The sequence below is a fragment of the Flavobacterium faecale genome, assembly GCF_048320115.1.
Classification (GTDB): Bacteria; Bacteroidota; Bacteroidia; order Flavobacteriales; family Flavobacteriaceae; genus Flavobacterium; species Flavobacterium faecale_A.
This window is the reverse complement of sequence record NZ_CP182943.1, coordinates 1,575,717-1,602,243: the sequence shown is the minus strand read 5'-3', so window position 1 is coordinate 1,602,243 and position 26,527 is coordinate 1,575,717. Positions and strand designations below refer to the sequence as shown.

Genomic DNA, 26,527 nt, shown 5'->3' with positions numbered 1-26,527 from the left:
TAAAAATAATTTATTTTTTTTCAATCATAGGCTAAAATTTTGACCACAAAGTTGCTTTTTACATCAAATTATCAAAAGATTAGCCTTCAAACCCATTTCAGCTGTTTAAAAAACAAACATTTTGTAATTTTTTTAAGAATCTCATTTTCAACTTTTGAACAAAAACTCCAAGAACAATCTCAATGGAACAAAAAAACAGCCCTTTATGAAATTTAAAAAAGAGGTATAGTTCTTGTGACGCATAAAAAACCTACAGCTATTCTCAAAACAGCTTTTTACATTTATAGCTTTTTTTAGCGTATTTTTACATTAGGTTTATTGCATTATAAATTCCGTCTTATGAGAAAGTTTTCTTTATTTCTTTTCCTATCAACGATCCTCTTTTTAACTTTTACAATTTCTTGTAAAAAATTCAAAGACAAAGCAGGAGTGACTCCTCTTGAAAAAATTATAGAAAAAAAAGAAATGACTTTTGACAGTTCCTTTGTTAGCATTTTTTTCAAAAAACACCCTTTATTAGACAAATACCAAGATGAAGTGAAAATGCTTTATCAAAAACACCAGTTCCACTACATTTGGTACGACAAAAATGGCGTGAATGAATTTGGAAATTTACTACATAACAAAATCATCAATATCGAAGAAGAAGGCGTATTGACCAGCATTCCTTACAGACAAAAACTAGATTCTATATACGAAAGTGCATCCAACGGCAAAACTCCTAACCCAACAACAGAATTGCTCAACACATCGATGTACTTTTATTATGTGGACAAAGTATACCAAGGACTTGACACCGAAAGTACCAACCAAATGGAATGGTTCTTACCCCGAGAAAAACAATCCTACAGTAAATACCTTGACTCCTTACTTGTCAATCCTTCGTTGCTAAAAAAGAACGACAAAGAATTATTTTACCAATACTATCTATTGAAAAACGTATTAAAAACCTATCGCCAAATCGAGAAAAATGGAGGTTGGCCAACCATCCAAATGGACTCGGCCATCAAATCTTTAAACGTAGGTGATAGCTCCCGTACCATTGCACAACTAAGAACCAGACTTCATCTCACTGGCGAATTAAAGTCAGACTCTAAAAGTGCCATCTATGATGAAGAACTAGCCAAAGCAGTGTTAAAATTCAAAGAAACAAATCGTAATGCTTCAAGTACCATAATCTTGCCATCACATCTTAAAGTTTTAAATGTTCCGGTTTCTGAACGAATCAAAACACTGATAGTAAATATGGAACGTTGCCGATGGATTTCAAAGGACATCACCAAAGCCAAGGAAATAATTGCCGTAAACATTCCTGCTTATCAACTGACTTATTTCAAAGATGGCAAACCCAGCTTTCAATCAAATGTGGTGGTTGGAAAAACAATAAACAAAACAGTGATTTTCAGTGCACCGATGCGCTATATCGTCTTTAGCCCGTATTGGAATGTACCGCAAAGCATTATCAAAAACGAAATAATCCCAGCGATAAAAAAAGACCCGAACTATCTAGCCAAACACAACATGGAGTGGAACGACGGCAAAGTACGTCAGAGACCTGGCCCTAAAAACTCCTTAGGATTAATCAAGTTTTTGTTCCCCAATTCTAATTCGATCTACCTACACGATACCCCGTCCAAGCATTTGTTCAGCCGTCGGGACCGCGCCTTTAGTCATGGGTGCATTCGAGTGGAAAAACCGAAAGAATTAGCCGAACTACTCCTAAAAGACGACCCCAAATGGACTCCCGAAAAAATTGAAGAAGCCATGAACAAAGGAGTGGAATCTTGGTACACCCTCAAAAACAAAATCCCAGTTTATATCGGTTATTTTACAGCTTGGGTTGACGTGAATGGAAACATGCATTTTTACGAAGATGTGTACGAACGTGACCAACCTCTAGCTGACTTACTGTTCGAAAAACGAGAGTAAAATCAGGAATACAACTTCTCTCATAGCCTAAACATTGGAACACGGATGAGACTGATTTGCTTTCGCAGAAACAAGGATGAAACAGATATTTTTTTGTGGAACACAGATTTGAGAAATTAAAGAAATGTATGAAAATAATTGCTCCATAGGCTGAGAAAACCCTGTCTATGTGTCCACTGAAGGGGAAACGCCTATTTCTACTCAAAGAAAAACCTAGGATTATATCTGTTTCAAAAAAGCATGAAATAAAAAAAGCAGCCTAAAATAACTTTAGACTGCTTTTCTCCGAATTTATAATTGACCTTAAATACTCTTAATTAATGTGCTTTTTGCTTTTCAAAAGCGGTGCTCAATGCATTCTTAATTTTATCCGAAGCTAAGAAAAAAGCTTTCTCGATTGAATCGGCATGAGCTGTAACAGCAATAGGTTGTAATTTAGCAGGACGTGCCTCAATCATGCAACGTTTATCGTCTACTCCAAATTTAGAACTGTTTTCATCTCCTAAATGCACTTCAAAGCGTGTGATTTTGTCTTGAAAACGAGCTAAATTCTTTTCTAATTCAGCAGAAAAGTAAGTTTCCAATCTATCGTGTCCTTCTATGTTTTTGTCGGTATTGAATTGTATTTTCATATTTATTTATTTTTTTGATATCTCTCAAATTTAGTATTCTTAATTTATAAAAAACAAAGCTTTAATAAAAGATTATGATTCTTATTTAAGATAAAAAAATTTAATTGCATGATAAACAACTACCTTGACAAAAACAATATAAAACGATTTTTTGATAAGTAATGCTAGTAGAAGGCTTTTACAAACAAAAACCATAATCGTAGCCCAAAATCCAAATGGAAAATTCTTTTGAATCCCTGATTTCAAGTTACATTGAAACCAAAGTAGGTATTGCCAATGATTTCCTGAGTGCTGAATTGTGCCAAAATCTAGCCCAAAACATCCTGACACTAGAAGCAAACAAACTTTTACAAGAAGCAGGAATAGGAAACGATACTAAACTACAACGAAATACAGAGATTCGTCGTGACACGATTTTCTGGCTGGACAAAAAACACAATGATGCTCACGAAAATAGTTTTTTTGAACAAATGGACGCTTTTGTATTATACCTCAACCAGAGTTGTTACGCTGGCATCACTGATTATGAATTTCATTATTCTTTATACGAACCCGGAGATTTCTATAAAAAACACCTCGACCAGTTCAAAGACAACGCGAGCCGACAGTTCTCAATGATTAGCTACCTCAACCCCAATTGGAAAATTCAAGACGGAGGCGAGCTATTCATTCATCAACTTGACCATAACCAAAGTATCTCGCCCACCCAAGGCAAAACCGTCTTCTTTAAAAGCAACGAACTCGAACACGAGGTGCTAGTGACTAACGAAAGAAGAATGAGCGTGACAGGATGGTTGAGGAAGGGGTGAAAGTTGTAACTATTCTAAAATTCTTTATTTTAGTGTCATGCAACAACAAGAAGGATTTCACACCTATTACATTTACATTCTCACCAATAAGGCGAAAACCGTTTTATACACTGGTGTGACCAATAATTTGAAGGTTCGACTACAACAGCACACTGAGAATATCGAATACAACAATCCTAGTTTTACCTCACGCTATCAAGTACATTATTTGTTATACTTTGAAAAATTTACTTGGATTCAAGAAGCCATTGCCCGCGAAAAAGAAATCAAAGGTTGGCGCAGAGAAAAGAAAATTAATTTGATTAAAACCATCAATCCCGATTTGAATTTCTTGAATGAACTGTTTGAGTGAGAAAAAAAATAGCAAAGAAATCCCGAACAGTAACCCCAAACTTGTCATTCCGAGGAACGAGGAACCTCCGTTAGTATTTTCACAAAGTAGATAACAAAAAGTACTTGATTCTCAAAAAAGTGATGCAGTTTGTGGAGATCTCTCCTTCGTCGAGAGGACAAGTTTGAGTGAAGGATTGCGGATAAAAAATAAAATCACGCTAATGACAAAGAGACTAATTTTTCGCAATCAAAATCCACACAGTAATTCCACACAATAACCCCAAACTTCTCATTCCGAGGAACGAGGAACCTCCGTTAGTAATTCCATAAAGCAGATAACAAAAAGTACTTGATTCTCAAAGCGTGATGCAGTTTGCGGAGATCTCTCCTACGTCGAGATGACAAGTTTGCGCATAGGATTGCGGATAAAAATTAAGAACAAACAATTAATAAATACAGTAAAATTTCGCAATCAAAATCCACATAGTAACTCCACATAGTAACTCCTAACTTGTCTTTCCGAGGAACGAGGAACCTCCGTTAGTATTTCCACAAAGCAGATAACAAAAAGTACTTGATTCTCAAAAAAGTGACTTAGCATGTGGAGATCCCTCCTAGGTCGAGATGACAAGTTTGCGCATAGGATTGCAGGAAAAACCAAAATCACGCTAATGACAAAGAGACCAATTTTTCGCAATCAAAATCCACACAGAAACTCCATAAAGTAACCCCAGACTTGTCTTTCCGAGGAACGAGGAACCTCCGTTAGTATTTCCACAAAGTAAATAACACACAGCACTTGATTCTAAAAATGTGACTTAGCATGTGGAGATCCCTCCTACGTCGAGATGACAAGTTTGCGGAGAGGATTGCGGGAAAAACTAAAATAATCACGCTAATGACAAAGAGACCAATTTTTCGCAATCAAAATCCACACAGTAACCCCAAACTTGTCATTCCGAGGAACGAGGAACCTCCGTTAGTATTTCCACAAAGTAGATAACACATAGCACTTGATTCTTAAAACGTGACGCTGTTTGTGGAGATCTCTCCTACGTCGAGAGGACAAGTTTGCGGGGAGGATTACGGGGAAAACTAAAATCCTGCTAATCGCTGATGACAAAGAGACCAATTTTTCGCAATCAAACTCCTCAAAGAAATTCCATAAAGTAACCCCAGACTTGTCATTTCGAGGAACGAGGAACCTCCGTTTGTAATTTTACAAAGTAGGTAACACAAAGTACTAGACTCTAAAAACGTGATGCAGCTTGTGGAGATCTCTCCTTCGTCGAGATGACAAGTTTGAGGGTAGGATTGCGGGAAAAACCAAAATCACGCTAATGATAAAGAGACCAATTTTTCGCAATCAAAATCCACACAGTAACCCCAAACTTGTCTTTCCGAGGAACGAGGAACCTCCGTTAGTATTTCCACAAAGTAGATAACACATAGCACTTGATTCTTAAAACGTGATGCAGCTTGCGGAGATCTCTCCTTCGTCGAGAGGACAAGTTTGCGCATAGGATTGCGGATAAAAATTAAGAACAAACAATTAATAAATACAGTAAATTTTCGCAATCAGAATCCACACAGAAACTCCATAAAGTAACCCCAGACTTGTCTTTCCGAGGAACGAGGAACCTCCGTTAGTAATTCCATAAAGCAGATAACAAAAAGTACTTGATTCTCAAAGCGTGATGCAGTTTGCGGAGATCTCTCCTACGTCGAGATGACAAGTTTGCGGATAGGATTGCGGATAAAAATTAAGATCAAACAAATAATAAATACAGTAAATTTTCGCAATCAGAATCCACACAGAAACTCCACACAGTAACCCCAGACTTGTCATTCCGAGGAACGAGGAACCTCCGTTAGTATTTCCACAAGGTAAATAACACACAGCACTTGATTCTAAAAACGTAATGCTGTTTATGGAGATCTCTCCTTCGTCGAGAGGGCAAGTTTGAGTGGAGGATTGCGGATAAAAAGTAAAATCACGCTAATGAAAAAGAGACCAATTTTTCGCAATCAAAATCCACACAGTAACCCCAAACTTGTCATTCCAAGGAACGAGGAACCTCCGTTAGTATTTCCACAAAGTAAATAACACACAGCACTTGATTCTAAAAACGTGACGCTGTTTGTGGAGATCTCTCCTTCGTCGAGAGGACAAGTTTGCGAGGAGGATTGCGGGAAAAACTAAAATCACGCTAATGACAAAGAGACCAATTTTTCGCAATCAAACTCCACAAAGTAATTCCACACAGTAACCCCTAACTTGTCTTTCCGAGGATCGAGGAACCTCCGTTAGTATTTCCACAAAGTAGATAACACATAGCACTTGATTCTTAAAACATGACGCTGTTTGTGGAGATCTCTCCTACGTCGAGATGACAAGTTTGCGAGGAGGATTGCGGGAAAAACTAAAATCACGCTAATGACAAAGAGACCAATTTTTCGCAATCAAACTCCACAAAGTAATTCCACACAGTAACCCCAAACTTGTCATTCCGAGGAACGAGGAACCTCCGCTAGTATTTCCACAAAGTAAATAACACACAGCACTTGATTCTAAAAACGTGATGCAGCTTGTGGAGATCTCTCCTTCGTCGAGAGGACAAGTTTGAGTGGAGGATTGCGGATAAAAAGTAAAATCACGCTAATGAAAAAGAGACCAATTTTTCGCAATCAAAATCCACACAGTAACCCCAAACTTGTCATTCCGAGGAACGAGGAACCTCCGTTAGTATTTCCGTAAAGTAGATAACAAAAAGTACTTGATTCTCAAAAACGTGATGCAGCTTGTGGAGATCTCTCCTTCGTCGAGAGGACAAGTTTGAGTGGAGGATTGCGGATAAAAAGTAAAATCACGCTAATGAAAAAGAGACCAATTTTTCGCAATCAAAATCCACACAGTAACCCCAAACTTGTCATTCCGAGGAACGAGGAACCTCCGTTAGTATTTCCGTAAAGTAGATAACAAAAAGTACTTGATTCTCAAAACGTGATACAGTTTGCGGAGATCTCTCCTACGTCGAGATGACAAGTTTGCGCGTAGTATTTCGAGCAAATATATTTTTAACGAAGTAATCTCTCCCTTTCTATTTTTGAGTATTCTTCACATGCTCCACAAAATTATTAAGAGTCATAATTTTATCACGATATTCAATTGGAAAACTTGTTAAATAAGGTTTTGGAACAACCAAACAAACATCATATTTATACATTTCCTGTAACTGGTTTTTAGAAATACCTTGTTGAAGTGTAAATAAGTGCTTAGTCTTCACTTTATCCGCTTCATTCAAAATCTGTCTCCACCTGTCTTTACAAGTTGTTTTTGATGCTAGAGTAATTATTTTTTTATTATCAAAATGAGGATTATGATATGAATCTAAATCAGGAAAAAGAAAATCAGGTCTTTTATTATCTTCAGTTATTGATTGAGTACTATACTTAATATCAAAATTATTAAAAATTTCAGAAAGATGATGTTCAAGTGATTTTCCTGCTCTACTTTTACGTCTATTAAGAATCGTATTTGCTGTATTAATAAGTTCTTCTACAGATGAAAAGCGATTCTCAATAATATTACTATACCTGTCATTTTCAATAGTCTTAAACAAGTTAAATTCAGTTCTCAACCAATTTAATATTTCTTGATCAGGATTTTTTTGTATAATTGATTTAGTAATATTATATGAGCTCAAATAACAATTTCTAGAATTTAATGCTAATTCATACGTTGAAGGAAAATCTATTTTCAAAGTTTTCATGTATGCATAAAAACAATTTAGAATCCTTTCCTCAGAGGTAAGTTGATTCTGTCTTGGGATAATTCCGTTTATATCAGTTGAAGAAATATTTAAATTACTTAGAAAACCATCAATATCTTCGTCACTAGACAGCACAAAAGCTTCATAAAATTCATCACTTTTGTTAGATATAATTAATAAATCTCCAACATTATCATCTTTTAAAAAAGGAAAGCCTTTACCAAATCTGGTCAGACGATATTCATTTCGAGTTCCAGTACCATAATAAATAAAACGACTTGTAGTTTCAAAATCACCTTGCCACTTGATTGTTATGAATTTATCCTTATTACTTCCTTTCTGACCTGGTTTGTCAAAAAAAAGTTGCCAAGAATTCTTATGAATATGAAATCCAGACTGATGACCACCAGTTGACCCGGTATCATTTGCTGTAATAAATTTACAAAATGCAACCTCAGATTTTTGAACTGCTTCAATTGCTTTATTCAGTATGTCTTCCATAAGATGCTTTTATTTCTTTAATTAAACATTCCCCTACGGCTTGCATCAAAGGAGAAACAACTGAATTCCCAAATTGCTTATATGCCTGATTATCAGAAACAGGGATAATAAAATTATCTGGAAAACCCTGAAGTCTCGCACATTCTCTAGGAACTAATCGCCTTGGATTTTTACCTACTTGTGGAATTAATATTTCTGCCCCATCTTTATAATACCTGGCACTCATAGTACGTGAAATTCCATTTAAATCGGCCAAGCCAAATCCAAAACCATTTCCTTTAGCTTTATGTTTTTTAGCATATTCTTGTAAATAATTCCACAATTTATCCGACAAAGTGTATTTTGGATCAACTTCTGGCAAAAGAATATCTTTTAAAGAATATTTAATATCACTCATAACTGGAAACCTAAAATCTTCTTTCCCTTTGAAATATTCATTATCAAATCCAACAATAATTATTCTTTCTCTATGCTGAGGAACAAAATGTTTACCATCTAAAACTTTGAAATAAATAGAATAATTTAACTCTTTTAGTGTATTTTGGATAACCTTAAATGTTTTCCCTTTATCGTGAGAAATAAGATTTTTTACATTTTCTAGCATAAAAGTTTTTGGCCTTTTATGTTTAAGAATTCGTGCTATATCAAAAAAAAGTGTCCCTTGAGTTTCGTCCAAAAAACCGTGACTTCTACCTAATGCATTTTTCTTAGAAACACCAGCAATTGAAAAAGGCTGACAAGGAAATCCTGCCAACAAAACATCATGATCTGGAATTGTAGTTTCATCTATTTTAGTTATATCTCCAAAAGGAACTTTTCCAAAATTAGCTTCATATGTTTTTTTTGAATAGCTATCCCATTCACTTGTAAAAACACATTTCCCACCTAAATTTTGATACGCAAGCCTAATACCTCCAATCCCTGCAAACAAATCAATGAATTTGAATTCTGGATTTTCAGGAGGAGGAAACGGAACATCCCATTTGATTGGCAAATAGTATTGAATATCTGATTCACCAACTATATGCAACCTCTCATGAACATCAAACAAGTATTTTTTAGCATCTTCTTTATAAAATTGAGAAACTCCATTTATATGATTTTGAAAATAATGAGTTAATTGAGCTAAACCATTATCTGTTTTTTTATCAATTTCAATTTTCAATTTTTTTCTTATTTCCGAATATTTTTTCAACTTCTTCATTTCTTAAATCCTTTGTCGTTAAAAAAATTGGCTAAATCTGTATCTAATGCAGTGATTATTTTTTCAATTATTTCAATTGAAACATTTCTTTTTCCTTTTTCGATGTCGGAGATGTAGTTTCTGTCAACGTTCGAAATATTAGCAAGTTGCTCGATAGAGAAGCCTTTCTCTTCTCGCAATTGTTTGACTTTATTACCGAATTTTTCTTTGATATCCATAGCTTATAAAATTAGTTCTGTGCCTACAATTGACCCGCCTACAATTGACCGCATGATTTTTTAGTTTTCAACAAAATAGGACACAAAAAAACCGCTAATCTCATCGATTAACGGTTTCTAATGTTGTTATGAAAATGACTCGTTAAAAATAGCCCCGATAGCAGTGGAAATCCTCTTGTATGGCGATAGCCAATACAAGAGATTGTAACGAATAGCGGGACGAGGTGTTGTTGTAAAACGGGGTAATTCTGCTCCTAATCGAATACATACAAATTGTTGCTTTATGTCACATCGAGCGCAGTCGAGATGCATTATTGTTCTCGACTGCGCTCGAACTGACAAACGGCTATTTTACTGGGGCAATTGCGTTATCCCCATATTGTAAAGCGTAAACGCTTGGATGTCGACATTTTCCTCTATCGTGGCTTTTACTGATTTTCCGGCGCCGTGACCTGCTTTGACATCGATGCGAATGAGGGTTGGTTTGGTGCCTGTTTGTTTGGCTTGCAACTCGGCGGCAAACTTAAAACTGTGTGCCGGTACTACGCGGTCATCGTGGTCGCCGGTGGTGATTAAGGTGGCGGGATAGTGCACTCCAGATTTTACATTATGCACAGGGGAATAGCCTTTGAGGTAATCGAACATTTCTTTACTGTCTTGGGCGGTTCCGTAGTCGTATGACCAGCCTGCGCCTGCGGTAAAGGTATGGTAGCGCAACATATCGAGCACGCCAACTGCGGGCAGGGCCACTTGCATCAGGTCTGGACGCTGGGTCATGACAGCGCCTACAAGCAAACCTCCGTTTGACCCACCACGGAGGGCGAGATAATTTTTGGAAGTGTATTTGTTGGCTATTAGGTACTCAGCTGCGGCGATGCAATCATCAAAGACATTTTGCTTTTGGAGTTGGGTTCCTGCATCGTGCCATTTTTTGCCGTATTCGCCCCCACCACGAAGGTTGGCTACGGCATAGATGCCGCCGTTTTCCATCCAAACGGCATTGGCGATACTAAAACTTGGCGTTAGGCTGATGTTGAACCCTCCGTAACCGTACAAAATCGTTGGGTTTTTACCGTTGAGCTGTAGGCTTTTTTTATGGGTTATCATCATCGGTACTTTGGTCCCGTCCTTGGAAGTATAAAAAATTTGTTTCGTTTCGTATAAATCAGACTGAAAATCGGCCTTGGACTTTCGATACAGTGCTGATACACCAGTTGCCACATCCAACTTATAGATAGTCCCAGGTGTGGTGTAATTGGTAAAAGTATAGTAGACTGCTTTTTCTTTTTTCTTCCCCTTAAAACCATCAGCCGTTCCCAAATCTGGTAATTCCAGCGTTCTGATTTTTGTCCCCTTTTCATCATATTGCTCTACCACCGAAACGGCATCTTTCATATAATGGGCAAAAAAATAGCCCCCGCCGGTACTAATGCTCAAGACATTTTCCGTTTCGGGAATAACATCTTTCCAGTTTTCAGGAGTTGGATTTTTTATAGAAACACTTACGACACGCTTGTTTGGCGCCTTCCAATCGGTTTCTATGAATAATGTATCTCCAAGGTTATCAATGATATTGTTATCGTTATCAAAATTGGCCACTAGAGTAATCAACGGACTGTTTTTTGCGTTCAAATCTTGCACATACAACTCATTCCCATAGGTAGAATTAGCCGCAGTAATAACCAAAAAACGATCGTCTTCGGTTACATTTCCACTTACATAGCGTCGTTTTTGGCTTTCGCCAAAGATGACTTTGTCTTCTTTTTGTTGCGTTCCTATACTGTGAAAATACAGTTTGTGTTGGTCCGTTTTGGCAGACAATTCGCTTCCTTTTGGTTTTTCATAACTGGAATAATAAAAACCTTTGTTGCCTAGCCATGACAAGCCGCTGAATTTGACATCAATCAACGTATCACCGATTTGTTCTTTGGTAATCGCATTCATGATGATGACTTTGCGCCAGTCGCTTCCACCTTCAGAAATGGAATAGGCAAGCAAAGAACCGTCTTTAGAAAAACTGATTTCACCTAAAGAAGTAGTTCCCTCTTCGCTAAACGTATTGGGATCTAGAAAAATTTCCTCCTTGCCTTTTGTGTCTTTTCGCCACAAGACCGACTGGTTTTGCAAACCATCATTTTTAAAATAATAGATAAAGTCCCCTTCTTTGAAAGGAGCACTTTCTTTTTCGTAGTTCCACAACTGCTCTAAACGCGTTTTGATTTGAGCACGAAACGGAATTTGGTTTAAGTACCCAAAAGTCACTTCATTTTGCGCCTTGACCCAAGCAGCGGTTGCTGCAGAACGGTCGTCTTCAAGCCAACGGTAAGGATCGGGTACAACGGTTCCAAAGTATGTATCAGTAATTGTACCTTTTTGTGTTTTTGGGTATTGGATGTTATTTTGTCCTAGAGCGGAAATTGCTGTCATTAAAAAGAATATTTTTTTCATGTGGGTAATTAGTAAGCTTCACAAAAATAGGAAAATAGTATCTTATTTATTCATTTACGAATGGTGCATTTGTATTTTTGGAACACGGATTTAAGAAATTAGAGAAATATAAAAAATTTGAAGTGCTTAGTGGAAAATAGGACACTGATAAAACGGATTGACTAATACCAAAACACATATAAATACAGATTTTATATTTAGCTAAAAAAACCTTGTGCGGTAAAATAATAAGCACGCAGATTAGGCAGATAAGCGCAGATTTTTTTAATTAAATAAAAAACCATTAAGATATTAAGTTACATTAAGCCTAAACTTAACCTTTCTTAATCTCTTAATGGTTTAAAACAAAAAAACTTATATGACTTATATGTTTAAAAAATATCGAAGTTGAATCCAAAAACAACGTTCCTTCCAATATTCGGGATTCCATCCGTTTTTAAGCGGGAAAGATGCGCGATATAAGTTTTATTAAAAAGGTTGTTTGCATTTAGGTTCACTTTAAAATGGGTTTTACCCAAAGCTAGCTTTCCGCCCAAACCTAAATTCACTAAACTATAGCCCGCTGTTGCAGTTTCAAAACCACTGACATTTTTTTGATCAAAAGTAGCGTTCCAACTAACCGTTGCAAATCCGTCTTTCAACCAATTACTGATTTGGAATTCGGTTCGAATGGTATTATTCCAATTATTGGCAGGAATCAAAGGCAAATAGTCATTGTTTTGTTTCTTAGCCGTTACAGTTTCAAAACTGGTTTCAAAATGCAACCAATCCAAAGGATGCGGATGAAAGTGTAGTCCAACTTCCCCTCCAAATAATTTGGCATCGTTTTGAATGTATTCAAAAACTAAATTCCCATCCAAAGTTGCCCCAGTTGGATTGATATAAATGTAATTGCTAACGTGGTTGTAAAAACCATTAACAAAGAATTCAAAATGGGAGTTTTTATATTCGATGTTTAAATCGGATTGAATGTTTTGCTCGTTTTTCAAATTAGCATTTCCAATTTCATAGCGCAACGTTCCCTCGTGCACTCCGTTAGAAGATAACTCGGCTAAATTGGGAGCTCTAAATCCTGATGCCACATTCAGCCTCATAATTAAATCGGTAGCCAAATTGGTTTTGTATCCCAAAGAAGCATTGAAACTATCAAAAGATCTGTCAATGGGTTGAAAATAGCCTTCATCCCCAAAATCTCCATATTCTTCGGTCACAACTTTACGATTATCATAGCGCAAACCTCCTTGAATTACATTCGAATTCCATTGGTAATTAGCCGTCCCAAAAACTCCAAAATCATTGGTTTTCGCATTTGGAATCAAATACTCTTCTCCTGAATTGGTATTGGTTTGACGCATGCCTTGCATTCCAAAAATAGATTCGAATGATCCTATTTTAGGCAAATGATATTTGGCATTAAAATTAAACGTATTCAATTGCATGTCCAAAATAGCTTCTGGACTGTCTTCAAATTCTTTACGGTTATTTGCAATATATCCCAAATCAACATCCAATTTAGAATTGCCTAAATACACCACCGAATTCAAACTCAACAAATGATTGTCTATTCCTTGACTTGGAAAATCGGTACTTTTTGAAGTTGATTGAGCTTCAATTCCTTCTTCTGGAATTCCCAAATCCAGTTTGTTATAATTGTAACGCAATACCGATGAAAAACTATGATTGCTGTATCCCACTCCTGTTTTAAAATCGGTTTCATTATAACGTGTATTGGTTACTCTGTCGCCATCGGGAATTGTATAATCAGAGTGTGTAGAAAAATCACCACGCACTAAGTATTTCCAATTTTCGGTCGAGCTTTTCAACCCTAAAGAAGTATTGGAACCTAGAGTATTGGAGAATAATTTTTGACTAAAATTGGCTTTAAAAGTATTGGCATCGGCAAATTTTTCAGGATTGAAATACAAAACCCCTCCCAAAGCGTCTGAACCATATAATAAAGAAGCAGGTCCTTTGATTACCTCAACACTTTCTACTCCTGAATCATTGAGTCCCAAACCATGCTCGTCACCAAACTGTTGGTTTTCGATACGCACTCCCTGCGAATACACCAAAACACGATTGCCACTCAATCCTCGAATGACAGGTTTCCCGATAGAGGTTCCTGTAGAAACTTGTGAAACTCCTGGAATCGTTGCCAAACCTTCGATTAAGGTTGATGTCCCTTTTTCTTGAAGAGATTGGATGGTTTCGTGCGATACTTTCATCACATTTTGTGACTGAATTTTACTAAAAGCAGTGGAAACAATAACCTCATCCATTTCGAATAAGGTTTCATTCATTACCACAGTAAGTGATTCGTTATTGTCAAGCGAATTGATTTCAATGTTTTGTGTCCCAAAGCCCACGAGCACAAAGCGTAATTTTAAATTTCCTTTAGGCAAATTAGAAAAGGAAAAAGCACCGTTTTCATTAGTTTTAGTCCCTTTGTGCAATTCCGCTATATAAACTGAAACTCCAGAAAGGGGTTGTTTTTGGCTGTTGCTTACAATTCCTGAAAGGCGTTGTTGTGCTTGTAACAAAGTGCTTAATCCCAGAAATAGGACTAGTATGTATTTTTTCATTTTTTGATTTTATAAGTATGTAAACTATTGTTCCCTTTAGGTAAAAAAAAGAGACACGAATTAAACGGATTCGCTATCGCGAAAACACGGATTAAAACAGATTTTTTTATAGATAATTGTAGACTACATTAGCAGTTCGTTCTCTATTTCACATTTAATATTTTGACTGAGATAGGAAAGATTGCAACTAATAACGAAATCAGATTCGAAATAACTTTCGAACCATATTCCAATTAGACTATTGTAAAAACGCAACGAATGCTGTGTTTTAAATAGATAAAAAAACTTAAAATATAAATTATTAAACAAAAGGAGGCCCTCGAAGAGAATACAGACTTCCTAAAAAAGAAATTATTTTGTCGGAAGTGTCCGAAAAATAAGGAATCAGTTTATAGTTAAAACAAAACTGGTAGTTTGGTATTTCTAAAGCAATATAATTACCAAATGAAAAATGACAAACGTTACAAGATTCTTCTTTGTAATGATGGTGCGTAATTTGGGATTTACTCCCTTCATTTTCATGATGGCAATACGACTGTTCTAATTGCTCAAAATGATGAATATGCGCATGATACGACTGCACCAATATTGACAACAATAAGGTCAACCCAAGAAAAAAGGCAATATGAATCTGTTTCTTTTTCACGCAGTGCAAATATAGGAAAACAATAAACTTTACACTTGACTTTAATTAACAATTAAAAATTTAAAGTCTCAAACCACTTCCTAGTAAGAATTTCAAAAATAAAAACCATTAAGAAATTAAGTTTCATTAAGCCTAAACTTAACTATTCTCAATGTCTTAATGGTTTAAAAAACAAAACTTAATTGTTTACCAATTAGATTACACCAATTTAGCTGCGATTAAGTATTCTGCGATTTGAATTGTGTTAGTTGCAGCTCCTTTTCTCAAGTTATCTGCTACAATCCACATATTTAAAGTATTCGCTTGACTTTCGTCACGACGAATTCTTCCCACAAACACATCATTTTTACCTTCTGCATATTTTGGCATTGGGTAAGTAAATGTATCTAAATTGTCTTGAACTGTGATTCCGTCTGTTTGACTTAAAATTGTTCTTACTTCGTTTACATCAAAATCATTAGCAAATTCAATGTTTACTGCCTCACTATGTCCTCCTACTACAGGTACACGTACCGCAGTAGCTGTTACTTTCACACTATCATCACCTAAGATTTTTTTGGTTTCTTTTACCAATTTCATCTCTTCTTTAGTGTATCCATTGTCTTCAAAAACATCACATTGAGGAATACAGTTGCGGTTGATTTCGTATTTGTATACCATATCTCCTTGAACTCCTGCTACTTCATTTTCAAATTGTTGTACTGCCTTTACACCAGTTCCAGTTATCGATTGGTAAGTAGAAACGATTACACGTTTTACGTTATACTTTTTATGTAATGGAGCCAAAGCCAACACCATTTGAATTGTAGAACAGTTTGGGTTAGCAATGATTTTATCTTCTTTTGTCAATTCAGAAGCATTGATTTCAGGAACTATTAATTTTTTAGTAGGATCCATTCTCCATGCAGATGAATTATCAATTACTGTAGTTCCAGCTTCAGCAAATTTAGGTGCCCAATCCAATGAAGTTCCTCCACCAGCAGAGAACAAAGCAATATCTGCTTTCATATCCACAGCAGTTTGCAAACCTACTACTTTGTATTTTGATCCTTTGAATTCAATTTCTTTACCTACTGATTTTTCAGAAGCTACTGGAATTAATTCTGTAACTGGAAAATTTCTTTCGGCCAATACTTTTAACATGATCTCACCTACCATACCGGTAGCTCCTACTACTGCTATTCTCATCGTATATTTTATTATTAAATTTTAATTTTAGTTTTTTTGAATTGCAAAAGTAAGTAATATCCAATTCAAAACAAGGGTGATAACAAAAAATAACAAACTGTTACATATATAACATTTTGTAATTATACCAATAATGACTATCCATAAATCGCGCACACTGTTACAGCACTTCGACTAGGTTCAGAACAGGTTTTAGTCAGGAATCATTACCCATTTGGATTGCTTTTGAGGTCACAAAAGCAGTAAATACGATCTATTAAATATGGATTTATCGTTACTAGATTTATAAAAAAGAAAAACCGCCTCATTTAAGAAGCGGTTTAGTTAGAATATATAATGTAGCGGTAATTATTTCTTTAACAAATCTCTAATTTGAATAAGCAATTCCTCTTGCGTAGGACCCGCTGGAGGTGCAGGAGCAGCAGCTTCTTCTTTTTTCTTAGCCGCTTCAGCAGCTCTCAACACAACAAAAACAAAAAAGGCTATAATGACAAAATTAATAGTTGCTTGAACAAGGTTACCATAAGTAATCACGGCAGCTCCAGCTTCTTTCGCCGCATCCAAATTTTCATAACTATTACCGTCTAAGGTAATGAACTTTGTTGTAAAGTCAACGCCACCTGTAATTAAACCTACTACTGGCATAATTACATCATCAACGGCTGAACTAACAATTTTACCAAATGCAGCACCAATTACTACCGCTGTTGCCAAACTTAACACATCACCTTTCATTAATGACGCCTTGAAATCACTAAAAAATCCCATATCTATTATTTATTTAATTAAACTTAAACACTAAAGTAAGTATTTTTTAACAATAATTAACAATAATTAACAAAATTCCTAGAAATTCATTTTTATCGATAAAACACACGTTTGACACGCTGCGAGATACTCGTCAAAATTTCATATGGTATCGTATGAAGCGCTTTTGCTATTTCGACCACAGTGGGGCTTTCGCCAAAAATAATCACATCGTCACCTTCCACACAGTCGATTTCAGTAATGTCCACCATGAGCATATCCATGCAAACACTACCCAGAATTCTAGCTTTTTTGTTTTTTATCATAACATAGCCTACTCCATTGCCCCATGCACGCGAAATTCCATCAGCATACCCAATAGGAATCGTACCTACTTTGGTTTCTTTTTGAGCCATGAAGCGTCTTCCGTAGCCTACACTATCACCTGCCGGAATGGTTCGTATTTGCGAAATGATTGATTTCAAAGTCCCTACATTTTCAAGATACTTCTGTTCTTCAGGATCATTAGAAACTCCATATATTCCAATTCCCAAACGCACCATATTAAATTGTGCTTCTGGAAAATTACTAATTCCCGAGCTGTTTAAAATATGTCGAATAGGATTAATTCCCAACTCCGTCATTATTTGTAAAGAGAGTTCGTCAAAAAGTCGAATCTGACTTTTTGCAAAATCATAATGTGCTTCATCGTCACTGGTTGCCATATGCGATAAAATACTCTTGACCTGCACGCGGCTGTTTCCTTTTAAAGTCTGAATCAATTCTGGAATATCATTTCGCTCAAAACCTAAACGGTGCATGCCCGTATCAATTTTGATATGAATTGGAAAATGACTTAGATTTTTATGTTCGGCTACTTTTAAAAAGTTATTTAGTCCTCTTAATGTATAAATTTCAGGTTCTAATTGGTACTGAATAATAGACGAAAAACTGGTACTTTCCGGATTCAACACCATAATCGGCAACCTAATACCGTCATTTTTTAACGAAATACCTTCGTCGGCGAAAGCTACACCCAAATAATCCACTTGATGATGTTCCAGCAAGCTCGCGATTTCCAAACCACCATTGCCATATCCAAAAGCTTTGACCATAACCATGATTTTCACTTTTGGTTTCAACTTGGCTTTAAAAAAATTCAAATTGTAACTCAAAGCATTTAAGTTGATTTCCAGCACCGTTTCGTGCTTTTTTTGTTCCAAAACAGCAACAATTTCTTCAAATTCAAAAGAACGAGCACCTTTTACTAAAATCGTTTCATTGGCGAAATCTAAATTTTCGAAATCAGCTAAAAAATCAGCCGTGTGCTTATAGGTTATACAGTTCACAAATCGATCCTTAAAGGCCGAGATTGTTTCACCAATACCGATGACACGTTCAATATTATTGGCCACTACCAACTTTGCCACACGTCCATACAACTCTTCGTCTGAAAGTCCACTTTGAAAAATATCTGACAGAATGAGCGTTTTCTTTTGAAATTTATTCTGACTTTCTAAAAAGTCCAAAGCAATTTTCAAAGACTGAAAATCGGAACTGTAACTGTCATCAATTAAATTACAATTATTGATTCCGTTCTTGACTTCTAATCGCATTTGAACCGGATACAGCAACGCCATTCGGGAATGAATCGTCGCATTATCATATTTCAGATACAATAAAACCAACAAACATGAAATAGCATTCTCAATAGAAGCCATGTCTTCAAATGGAATTTCTATTTCAAAGGTATCTCCATTGAACTGATACCAAATATTGGTTTTATGGTTGCTACTTTTAACTTGGCTTACATAAACATCCGCTGTTTTGTCTTCAAAACTCCAACTAAACGTTTTAATTTGAGGAAAAATCAAAGAGTCTACCCGACTGTCTCTTTTATAAATCAAAATTTCTGAATTTTGGAAGAGTTTTAATTTTTCGGAAATCTTCTGCGCTGTACTCTCAAAACCTTCATCGTGTGAAGTTCCTATATTGGTCAAAACTCCAATAGTAGGTTTCACGATAGGCTCTAGTTTATCCATCTCGGCTACAGTCGAAATCCCAGCTTCAAAAATACCTAAATTGTGTTTTTCGTTGATGGCAATAACAGACAAAGGCACTCCCACTTGCGAATTAAAACTTTTGGGAGAACGAATGATATTAAAGTCGGGGCTCAACAAAAAGTTAAGCCATTCTTTCACAATGGTTTTACCATTACTCCCTGTAATACCTATTACTGGAAAATCAAACAAGCCGCGGTAGTAAATGGCAAATTTTTGTAAAGCGACCAAGGTGTTTTCGACTACTAAAAAATTAGCTTTCTCCTCTAACCCCTCAGGTATATAACTTACCACAAAATTACGCACCCCTTCCTCGATCAGTTCTGGAATATAAACATGACCATTATTATTAGGACCTATTAGGGCAAAAAACAAAGTGTTAACACCGTTATGAGAAGAACGGCTGTCGATAGAAACATGTTCGATAATCGCTGAGGAGTCATCCCCATGACAACGAGCCGAAAAAACGGCAATAATAGTTTTTAATGGAATACTCATTTACTGTATAATCTTTCTCAAAAATAACATTTCTAAATCATTTCTTAACATAGACAACTATATATTTTCTAACCTCTTGTATCCTAAGCGGATTGAAAAATTACAAGGGTTTTAAATCCTTAACCTATTTTATTATATTTGTTTCTCTAACCACTAAACCACCATTTTGAAAAAGTTTCTAATTTCCTTTTCTTATATTTTTCACCCTCTATTTGTTCCTCTATACGCCACTTTTTTTTATGTATTTGCCAATCATTCATATAGTTTAACCAAAGAAAAAGCAATCGTCTTTTTGCAAGTTATTGTAATTACTATCCTTTTTCCCTTGATTGTTTTTTATCTCCTGCGCTCTATAGGCAAGATTAGTTCAGCGATGGCACCGAGATTAGCAGAGCGAAAAATGCCCTTAGTGATTCAGTGCTTTTTGATCATTTTATTAGTCAAAAAAGGGATTACCATTGAACAATATCCCGAATTTCATTTTTTCTTTCTGGGAGCTTTATTAAGTACACTTATAGCTTTGCTATTACTATTTGCGAAGACAAAAGTGAGCCTTCACATGATGGGAATCAGCGCCTTGACACTATTTGTATTCGGATTGAATATGCATTTTCAAACACACAACACTATTCTAGTCACTTTTTTAATTGTAATGAATGCTGCAGTAGCAGCCTCTAGACTAGAAATGAAAGCGCATAGCCGTAAAGAATTGATTATAGGATTTCTACTAGGAAGTATTCCTCAAATGTTCTTGATGTATTTATGGTTATAAAATATAGAAAATAACACCTACATTGAAGGCCTGCATATCGATACTTTCATTATTCAGTTTAGCCGACTTAAAAAGCCCATTCAAACCATAATAGGCATACACATTAAATGTATTATATCCCGTTGCAGCATAAATACCATATTGCAATTTATCGAAATCGCTGTTATTTGTAAGGACCGTTCTTTTCCCGTCAACTTGAGAGACATAGCGATCGTAGAGCAAATAACTGAACTTGACACCACCGTAAACACGCCAAAATTTATAGGATTCATAAGTTGATGTTCTCCAACGAAACTCAATTGGAACATCTACAAAAAGTTGCGAAAACCTGTTCTTACTGTAATCAGCTGATGAGGAAAAAAGACTATAATTTGTTGTTTCACCAATCTGCTCTATAGCTAAATTTTGGATGTAATTATTATAGGTAAATCCCACACCTGAAGCTATGGCAACAGTCCTTTTTTTATTTACTGGCATATCTCTCAAAAAACCCGCCGAAAAACCAGTGGAGAATTTATTTTGAGACAAATCAGCAGGTTTGTTTTTCAAATTGTTAAAAGTAAATCCAAAATAAAACTGATCCTCTCGATATAACGAATCAATCGCTATGATTGGAGATTTTTCGGCTTTAAGCTCCTCTTGCGCACACAAATTAAGAAACGAAAACATAGAAAAAACAAAGAGTAGCTGTCGCATTGTATTATACTAATTTTAATAAAAATTCAAAGGTCTTACAAATATAAATATTTATAACGAGCACTCGAGAGATTCATTTTGAATTCTTATTTTCCTGATGCAATATAACTTCTAACCTTGATTAGAAACAGCCGAAGGCAAGAAATAAAGTATGAAGATTAAAAACAGAACAGTGTGAAAAAATAGTCCCTTATTTTTTAAGCTGCTGTTTATATTGTATTGTGAAGTTTCAGCGGAACAAGTCCTCCATCCTTTAGATTTAAAAAACAAATTATTAGTGTCTATAAACCCAAATAACGCATTAAAACTACTTTATAATTTCTTAATCACATAAGTCACAATTCCCCAAATGATGAATTCATTCTCTTCGGTGATTTTTATGGGCGGGTAGTCTTTGTTTTCAGGCATCAAATACAAACAATCTTGATCCAATTGAATTCGTTTAACAGTAAATTCCCCATCTACAAAACAAACCGCAACTTTATTGTTAGTAGGCTCTAGGCTTCTGTCAACTACAAGAACGTCTTTGTCTTCAATTCCTGCATCAACCATAGAGTTGCCTTTGACTTTAATATAGAAAGTAGCCAATGGATTTTCGCTGAGTTCTTTATTAAGATCGATATTATTCTCTGTAAAATCAGCTGCAGGCGAAGGAAATCCTGCCGAAACCCCATCCGGAATAAAAGGAATCTTCAATTCACTTTCATAATCGGGTTTATAGAAGATTAGTTTGGATTGTTTTTTAGCAGACATTGATTTCAAGAATATCGTTAAAGTTAGTCGTGTATTTTGGCGACAAATGATTTTGTTTCATATCCCAAGTCAAACGCAAATTTTGAGTTCCCAATTTGACTTGTGAATAGCCTATTTTTTTATTGAGTTGGTCAATTGTTTTCATTAATGCCAAGTGTTTCGGATTTTCGTCTTCAAAGAGTTGAAACTGTTTTTTGTCTTCATCAATGAGTTCCCCCAATATCACTCCAGCTTTTTTAAATCGGAGCTGTTCATTACCTTTGTGTAATTTTTTGAACAAATCTACTGCTGCATTGGCAATTGTCAAACTCGAATTGGTAGCAAATGGCAAATGAATTGCCGCATTAAAATAATATTTAGACGTTTCTACACTGTGCTTATCTATCAATAACAGCACTATAATGGTGTGGCAACAAGATTTTTGTCGGCGAAGTTTCTCAGCACAGACTACAGCAAAAGTCGTAATTCGTTCGCGCAACAAATCGTATTCTGTAATTTGTTTTGGAAAACTTCGGGTGACTGTAATGGTCTTTTTTTGTTCTACAGTAGTTTCTAAATCGAGAACAGATTGTCCTTCGAGTTCGTATTTTAACCGCATCCCTATTACTCCCATTTCTTTCTTGATCCAAGCTTCATGTTGTATTTGGATAAAATCATAGGCCGTATGAATGTTTCGGGCTTTTACTTTTGTTAACAAACGCCGACCAATTCCCCAAACATCTTCTATTTTTGTCCACTTTAAAGCTTTGATTCGTTTTTCATCAGTATCAATAACATACACCCCTCCTGTTCGTTCCTGAAATTTTTTGGCAATCTTATTGGCTACCTTAGACAAGGCTTTAGTGGGTGCATACCCTATACACACAGGAATTCCAATCCATTTTTGGACCTTTTTTCTAATTTGAATACCATAATCATGATAATCTGTAATATGCAGTCCGTCAAAATTTAAGAAAGCTTCGTCAATACTATAAATTTCTACATGAGGTGTGAATTGCTCTAAAATCGCCATGACTCTCCTACTCAAATCACCATAAAGAGCATAATTAGAAGAAAAAACATGTACTTGATGTTGTTGTACAATGGACTTAATTTGAAATGCAGGCGCTCCCATAGGAATTCCTACTACCTTAGCTTCATTGCTGCGAGAAATCACACAGCCATCATTATTAGACAAGATAGCAATAGGCTTTCCGTTCAATTCTGGACGAAAAACCCGCTCACACGAAGCATAAAAATTATTACAATCGACTAATGCATACATGCTACAAAATTACACAATCAACAACCATGGAGTAACACTCCAAAAGTTAATTTTTATTGTTGTTGATAACTCCTCCTTAATGACATTACAAATACCAACCTTCTATACCACAAAAAGAAACCCCGAAAATCGACAGACTTCCGGGGTTCTCTTTTAAATTTATCTAAAATTTAATTATTTACCAAACTCTCATTTTTCCAGTTTTTAACCGCTACAATTTTATTAGCAGCATAATCTACTTCATTTAATGTTCCTTCTGACCAATGGAACCATTTCCCAACTTTTTCGCCATTGTTGTATTCTGCTATTGCTATCTTTTTTCCATTTGCATCAAATGAAACCCATTCTCCATGAAGTTTACCGTCTTTAAATGCACCTTGCTGTTGCACTTGACCATTATCATAATAATAAGTAGCCACAACAGTATTATTTGCACCTGCTTCTAATTTTGGTTTTGTTTCGTTTGCAAATGAAATTCCTGAAATTAGCATTGCTCCTAGGATGATATATTTTTTCATGGTGATAAAGTTTTAATGATTTGTTTTCCAAATGTAAAAACAATATTTACATTAAAAAAACTATTTGGTAACAATTTCGTAACATTGCTAAAAACTTAACATTGGATTTTTTTTACGCTAAAAAAAGCTTTCGAAAACAATTCGAAAGCCTTAAAATTTAAATTATAAAAACTATTCTACTAGTTATCATCAGCAATAGCTTCTCTTTTCCAATTTTTTACTGAAGCAATTCTATTATTAGAATAATCCACTTCATTTAGCGAACTGCTATTCCAATGAAACCATTTGCCTACTTTTTTTCCTTGGTCATAATTAGCAATGGCAGTCTTTGCTCCGTTGACATCATAAGAAGTCCATTCGCCTTGTAGTTTTCCATTTTTAAAGAAACCTTCCTGCATAACTTGTCCATTATCATGGTAATAAGTGGCTTTTACCATCTTATTTACTACTTCCAACTTAGGTTGAATATTTTGAGAGAATAGCATTCCCGATACTAACATTAAAGTAATTATTATATATTTTTTCATTTTGAAAAGTTTTAGGGGTTAATACTACAAAGATAAGCATCCGCTTTACATTAAAAAAACAATTTGGTAACAATTTGGTAACATTGAAGAAAACTTAACATTGGAAAACAAAAACCTAAACAAAAAAATACATTTCTCAATCCATTCTTCATAATTAGTCCTAAATTTGCAGCCGAGTCTAAAAAAAGACGAAATAATAAAATTTTGGATATGTATAGAAGTCATAATTGCGGAGAACTGAACGCATCACACATAAATACAGAAGTAACCTTAGCGGGTTGGGTACAAAAATCTAGAGACAAAGGTTTTATGAACTGGGTGGATTTAAGAGATCGTTATGGTATCACCCAACTTATTTTTGACGAAAGTCGTACCGAAAAAACCGTTTTTGAATTAGCCAAAACCTTAGGACGTGAATTTGTCATTCAAGTAAAAGGAACTGTTATTGAACGTGAAGCCAAAAACAAAAATATCCCAACGGGTGAAATTGAAATTTTAGTTTCAGAACTAACGATATTAAATAGCGCTATCACGCCTCCTTTCACCATTGAAGACGAAACCGATGGCGGTGAAGACATCCGTATGAAATACCGTTACCTAGACATTCGAAGAAATCCTGTAAAAAACAGTTTGTTATTCCGTCACAAAGTAGCCATGGAAGTTCGCAAATATCTTTCTGATTTAGACTTTTGCGAAGTGGAAACACCTTACCTTATTAAATCAACTCCTGAGGGCGCCAGAGATTTCGTTGTTCCCTCTCGAATGAATGAAGGACAATTTTATGCTTTACCGCAATCACCACAAACTTTCAAGCAATTGCTTATGGTAGGTGGAATGGATAAGTATTTCCAAATAGTAAAATGTTTCCGCGACGAAGATTTACGTGCTGACAGACAACCCGAGTTCACACAAATCGATTGCGAAATGGCATTTGTAGAACAAGAAGATATTTTAAACATTTTTGAAGGACTAACACGTCATTTACTTAAAGAAATCAAAGGAGTTGAAGTAGACAAATTTCCACGCATGACCTACGAGCATGCAATGAAAACCTACGGAAATGACAAACCGGACATCCGTTTTGGGATGGAATTTGGTGAATTGAACGAATTTGCACAACATAAAGAATTTCCAGTTTTTAATACAGCCGAATTGGTAGTAGGAATTGCCGTTCCAGGAGCTGGCAATTATACCCGCAAAGAAATAGATGCTTTGATTGATTGGGTAAAGCGTCCACAAGTGGGTGCATCAGGTATGGTGTATGCAAAATGCAACGAAGACGGAACCTACAAATCATCAGTAGATAAGTTTTACGATCAAGAAGATTTGGCTAACTGGGCAAAAGTTACCGGAGCCAAAGCAGGTGATATGATTTTTGTATTATCTGGTCCAGCTAACAAAACCAGAGCACAACTTTCTGCTTTACGTATGGAACTGGCAACTCGTTTAGGACTTAGAAAACCAGAAGAATTCGCTCCATTATGGGTAGTTGATTTCCCATTATTGGAATTTGATGAAGAAAGCGGTCGTTATCATGCTATGCACCATCCATTTACTTCTCCAAAACCTGAGGATATACATTTATTAGAAACCAATCCTGGTCAAGTACGTGCCAATGCTTACGATATGGTATTGAACGGAAACGAAATTGGTGGCGGTTCGATTCGTATTCATGACAAAGAAACACAGCAACTAATGTTCAAATACCTAGGGTTTACTGAAGAAGAAGCCAAAGCACAATTTGGATTCTTAATGGACGCTTTCCAATTTGGAGCACCACCACACGGAGGATTAGCATTTGGATTGGATCGTTTGGTAGCAATCTTAGGTGGACAAGAAACGATTAGAGATTTTATTGCCTTCCCTAAAAACAATTCAGGAAGAGACGTAATGATTGATGCTCCATCGGCAATTGATCCTTCTCAATTAAACGAGTTACATATTAATTTAAACGTAAAAAAATAAGCGAAAACGCTGAATATCAATTATTTTTACAAAAAAACACACAATTTTAGTATTCGTATTGTATTAAATATTACATTTGCCTCATTATAAATTATTATTACTATTACAATGCGTACAGGTACAGTTAAATTTTTCAATGAGTCTAAAGGTTACGGATTCATTACAGACGAAGAAACAGGAAAAGACATTTTCGTTCACGCTTCAGGAATCAACGCGGAAGAATTACGCGAAGGTGACAGAGTAAGTTACGAAGAAGAAGAAGGAAGAAAAGGTAAAGTTGCAGCTCAAGTAGCAGTTATCTAAGAATAAAATTTTTTTTTTATTACCATCGAATGTTTAAAGACGTTCCAACATTAGTTGGAACGTCTTTTTTTTGCATAACTAAAAAAATAGCAAGAAAAAAACTCCCAAAAATTACTATTTAGACTGTAAATTTTTAAGAAAATATTATAACTTATTGTTTA

General features: G+C 35.5%; 21 protein-coding genes. 6 read left to right on the top strand and 15 right to left on the bottom strand.

What is annotated here, in order from left to right:
• Positions 1–339 precede the first annotated feature (339 nt).
• Complete coding sequence (locus ACNH59_RS06740) at positions 340–1,929, top strand: L,D-transpeptidase family protein (RefSeq protein ID WP_418264665.1); 1,590 nt, start codon at positions 340–342, stop codon at positions 1,927–1,929.
• A 317-nt stretch (positions 1,930–2,246) separates the two neighbouring features.
• On the opposite strand, the gene ACNH59_RS06735 is transcribed toward ACNH59_RS06740, so the two are convergent.
• Entirely contained in the window at positions 2,247–2,561 is a 315-nt protein-coding gene (locus tag ACNH59_RS06735) for an HPF/RaiA family ribosome-associated protein (RefSeq protein ID WP_418264664.1), read from the bottom strand.
• Between the two features lie 215 nt (positions 2,562–2,776).
• On the opposite strand from ACNH59_RS06735, the gene ACNH59_RS06730 reads away from it, so the two are divergent.
• Entirely contained in the window at positions 2,777–3,370 is a 594-nt protein-coding gene (locus ACNH59_RS06730) for a 2OG-Fe(II) oxygenase (protein ID WP_418264663.1), read from the top strand.
• Positions 3,371–3,407: 37 nt separating this feature from the next.
• Entirely contained in the window at positions 3,408–3,722 is a 315-nt protein-coding gene (locus ACNH59_RS06725) for a GIY-YIG nuclease family protein (RefSeq protein WP_414458236.1), read from the top strand.
• A 3,082-nt stretch (positions 3,723–6,804) separates the two neighbouring features.
• Here the strand turns inward: ACNH59_RS06725 and ACNH59_RS06720 are convergent.
• The 9 genes from ACNH59_RS06720 to ACNH59_RS06680 form a co-directional block, all read right to left on the bottom strand.
• Complete coding sequence (locus tag ACNH59_RS06720; protein WP_418264662.1) at positions 6,805–7,977, bottom strand: type II restriction endonuclease; 1,173 nt, start codon at positions 7,975–7,977, stop codon at positions 6,805–6,807.
• Positions 7,958–9,142 carry a DNA (cytosine-5-)-methyltransferase gene (dcm, locus tag ACNH59_RS06715; protein WP_418264661.1) on the bottom strand — a complete coding sequence of 395 codons (1,185 nt, stop codon included), beginning with the start codon at positions 9,140–9,142 and terminating at the stop codon, positions 7,958–7,960. Before dcm ends, ACNH59_RS06720 begins: the two co-directional genes overlap by 20 nt.
• Positions 9,143–9,177: 35 nt before the next feature.
• Positions 9,178–9,399: a helix-turn-helix domain-containing protein gene (locus ACNH59_RS06710; RefSeq protein WP_418264660.1), complete on the bottom strand. Its 222-nt coding sequence runs from the start codon at positions 9,397–9,399 to the stop codon at positions 9,178–9,180.
• Positions 9,400–9,750: 351 nt separating this feature from the next.
• Complete coding sequence (locus tag ACNH59_RS06705) at positions 9,751–11,847, bottom strand: prolyl oligopeptidase family serine peptidase (protein ID WP_418264659.1); 2,097 nt, start codon at positions 11,845–11,847, stop codon at positions 9,751–9,753.
• A gap of 371 nt (positions 11,848–12,218) precedes the next feature.
• Positions 12,219–14,429, bottom strand: coding sequence for a TonB-dependent receptor (locus ACNH59_RS06700; protein ID WP_418264658.1), 2,211 nt, complete (start codon positions 14,427–14,429; stop codon positions 12,219–12,221).
• A 301-nt stretch (positions 14,430–14,730) separates the two neighbouring features.
• The gene (locus ACNH59_RS06695; protein WP_418264657.1) at positions 14,731–15,075 is read right to left on the bottom strand and encodes a hypothetical protein; all 345 of its coding nucleotides are present in this window, start codon (positions 15,073–15,075) and stop codon (positions 14,731–14,733) included.
• A gap of 198 nt (positions 15,076–15,273) precedes the next feature.
• On the bottom strand, positions 15,274–16,263 hold the full coding sequence (locus ACNH59_RS06690) for an aspartate-semialdehyde dehydrogenase (RefSeq protein WP_418264656.1): 990 nt from the start codon (positions 16,261–16,263) through the stop codon (positions 15,274–15,276).
• 348 nt (positions 16,264–16,611) lie between these two features.
• On the bottom strand, positions 16,612–17,031 hold the full coding sequence (mscL, locus tag ACNH59_RS06685) for a large conductance mechanosensitive channel protein MscL (RefSeq protein WP_418264655.1): 420 nt from the start codon (positions 17,029–17,031) through the stop codon (positions 16,612–16,614).
• A 92-nt stretch (positions 17,032–17,123) separates the two neighbouring features.
• Positions 17,124–19,568 carry a bifunctional UDP-N-acetylmuramoyl-tripeptide:D-alanyl-D-alanine ligase/alanine racemase gene (locus ACNH59_RS06680; protein ID WP_418264654.1) on the bottom strand — a complete coding sequence of 815 codons (2,445 nt, stop codon included), beginning with the start codon at positions 19,566–19,568 and terminating at the stop codon, positions 17,124–17,126.
• A 166-nt stretch (positions 19,569–19,734) separates the two neighbouring features.
• Between ACNH59_RS06680 and ACNH59_RS06675 the strand changes: the two genes are divergently transcribed.
• Positions 19,735–20,340 carry a hypothetical protein gene (locus ACNH59_RS06675; protein ID WP_418264653.1) on the top strand — a complete coding sequence of 202 codons (606 nt, stop codon included), beginning with the start codon at positions 19,735–19,737 and terminating at the stop codon, positions 20,338–20,340.
• Here the strand turns inward: ACNH59_RS06675 and ACNH59_RS06670 are convergent.
• The 5 genes from ACNH59_RS06670 to ACNH59_RS06650 all read right to left on the bottom strand — a co-directional run bounded on the left by ACNH59_RS06670 (position 20,335) and on the right by ACNH59_RS06650 (position 24,098).
• Positions 20,335–21,036 carry a porin family protein gene (locus tag ACNH59_RS06670; protein WP_418264652.1) on the bottom strand — a complete coding sequence of 234 codons (702 nt, stop codon included), beginning with the start codon at positions 21,034–21,036 and terminating at the stop codon, positions 20,335–20,337. The two genes, ACNH59_RS06675 and ACNH59_RS06670, sit on opposite strands and share 6 nt — an antisense overlap.
• A gap of 312 nt (positions 21,037–21,348) precedes the next feature.
• On the bottom strand, positions 21,349–21,789 hold the full coding sequence (locus tag ACNH59_RS06665) for a LexA family protein (RefSeq protein ID WP_418264651.1): 441 nt from the start codon (positions 21,787–21,789) through the stop codon (positions 21,349–21,351).
• Complete coding sequence (locus ACNH59_RS06660; protein WP_418264650.1) at positions 21,779–23,053, bottom strand: Y-family DNA polymerase; 1,275 nt, start codon at positions 23,051–23,053, stop codon at positions 21,779–21,781. Before ACNH59_RS06660 ends, ACNH59_RS06665 begins: the two co-directional genes overlap by 11 nt.
• Positions 23,054–23,223: 170 nt before the next feature.
• Complete coding sequence (locus ACNH59_RS06655) at positions 23,224–23,571, bottom strand: toxin-antitoxin system YwqK family antitoxin (RefSeq protein ID WP_418264649.1); 348 nt, start codon at positions 23,569–23,571, stop codon at positions 23,224–23,226.
• Positions 23,572–23,750: 179 nt separating this feature from the next.
• Entirely contained in the window at positions 23,751–24,098 is a 348-nt protein-coding gene (locus ACNH59_RS06650) for a toxin-antitoxin system YwqK family antitoxin (RefSeq protein WP_418264648.1), read from the bottom strand.
• Between the two features lie 210 nt (positions 24,099–24,308).
• Here ACNH59_RS06650 and aspS point away from each other — a divergent pair, with 210 nt between their 5' ends.
• Both aspS and ACNH59_RS06640 read left to right on the top strand, forming a co-directional pair.
• Positions 24,309–26,063 carry an aspartate--tRNA ligase gene (gene aspS, locus ACNH59_RS06645; RefSeq protein ID WP_418264647.1) on the top strand — a complete coding sequence of 585 codons (1,755 nt, stop codon included), beginning with the start codon at positions 24,309–24,311 and terminating at the stop codon, positions 26,061–26,063.
• A gap of 108 nt (positions 26,064–26,171) precedes the next feature.
• Positions 26,172–26,366 (top strand): cold-shock protein, encoded by a 195-nt coding sequence (locus ACNH59_RS06640; RefSeq protein WP_108739554.1) that lies wholly within the window; start codon positions 26,172–26,174, stop codon positions 26,364–26,366.
• Positions 26,367–26,527 lie beyond the last annotated feature (161 nt).

Bases quoted from the DNA above. Each gene is read 5' to 3' on its own strand.
- ACNH59_RS06740 (WP_418264665.1), top strand. From the start codon at position 340: ATGAGAAAGTTTTCTTTATTTCTTTTCCTATCAACGATCCTCTTTTTA.
- ACNH59_RS06735 (WP_418264664.1), bottom strand. From the start codon at position 2,561: ATGAAAATACAATTCAATACCGACAAAAACATAGAAGGACACGATAGA.
- ACNH59_RS06730 (WP_418264663.1), top strand. From the start codon at position 2,777: ATGGAAAATTCTTTTGAATCCCTGATTTCAAGTTACATTGAAACCAAA.
- ACNH59_RS06725 (WP_414458236.1), top strand. From the start codon at position 3,408: ATGCAACAACAAGAAGGATTTCACACCTATTACATTTACATTCTCACC.
- ACNH59_RS06720 (WP_418264662.1), bottom strand. From the start codon at position 7,977: ATGGAAGACATACTGAATAAAGCAATTGAAGCAGTTCAAAAATCTGAG.
- ACNH59_RS06710 (WP_418264660.1), bottom strand. From the start codon at position 9,399: ATGGATATCAAAGAAAAATTCGGTAATAAAGTCAAACAATTGCGAGAA.
- ACNH59_RS06705 (WP_418264659.1), bottom strand. From the start codon at position 11,847: ATGAAAAAAATATTCTTTTTAATGACAGCAATTTCCGCTCTAGGACAA.
- ACNH59_RS06700 (WP_418264658.1), bottom strand. From the start codon at position 14,429: ATGAAAAAATACATACTAGTCCTATTTCTGGGATTAAGCACTTTGTTA.
- ACNH59_RS06690 (WP_418264656.1), bottom strand. From the start codon at position 16,263: ATGAGAATAGCAGTAGTAGGAGCTACCGGTATGGTAGGTGAGATCATG.
- mscL (WP_418264655.1), bottom strand. From the start codon at position 17,031: ATGGGATTTTTTAGTGATTTCAAGGCGTCATTAATGAAAGGTGATGTG.
- ACNH59_RS06680 (WP_418264654.1), bottom strand. From the start codon at position 19,568: ATGAGTATTCCATTAAAAACTATTATTGCCGTTTTTTCGGCTCGTTGT.
- ACNH59_RS06670 (WP_418264652.1), bottom strand. From the start codon at position 21,036: ATGCGACAGCTACTCTTTGTTTTTTCTATGTTTTCGTTTCTTAATTTG.
- ACNH59_RS06665 (WP_418264651.1), bottom strand. From the start codon at position 21,789: ATGTCTGCTAAAAAACAATCCAAACTAATCTTCTATAAACCCGATTAT.
- ACNH59_RS06660 (WP_418264650.1), bottom strand. From the start codon at position 23,053: ATGTATGCATTAGTCGATTGTAATAATTTTTATGCTTCGTGTGAGCGG.
- ACNH59_RS06655 (WP_418264649.1), bottom strand. From the start codon at position 23,571: ATGAAAAAATATATCATCCTAGGAGCAATGCTAATTTCAGGAATTTCA.
- ACNH59_RS06650 (WP_418264648.1), bottom strand. From the start codon at position 24,098: ATGAAAAAATATATAATAATTACTTTAATGTTAGTATCGGGAATGCTA.
- aspS (WP_418264647.1), top strand. From the start codon at position 24,309: ATGTATAGAAGTCATAATTGCGGAGAACTGAACGCATCACACATAAAT.
- ACNH59_RS06640 (WP_108739554.1), top strand. From the start codon at position 26,172: ATGCGTACAGGTACAGTTAAATTTTTCAATGAGTCTAAAGGTTACGGA.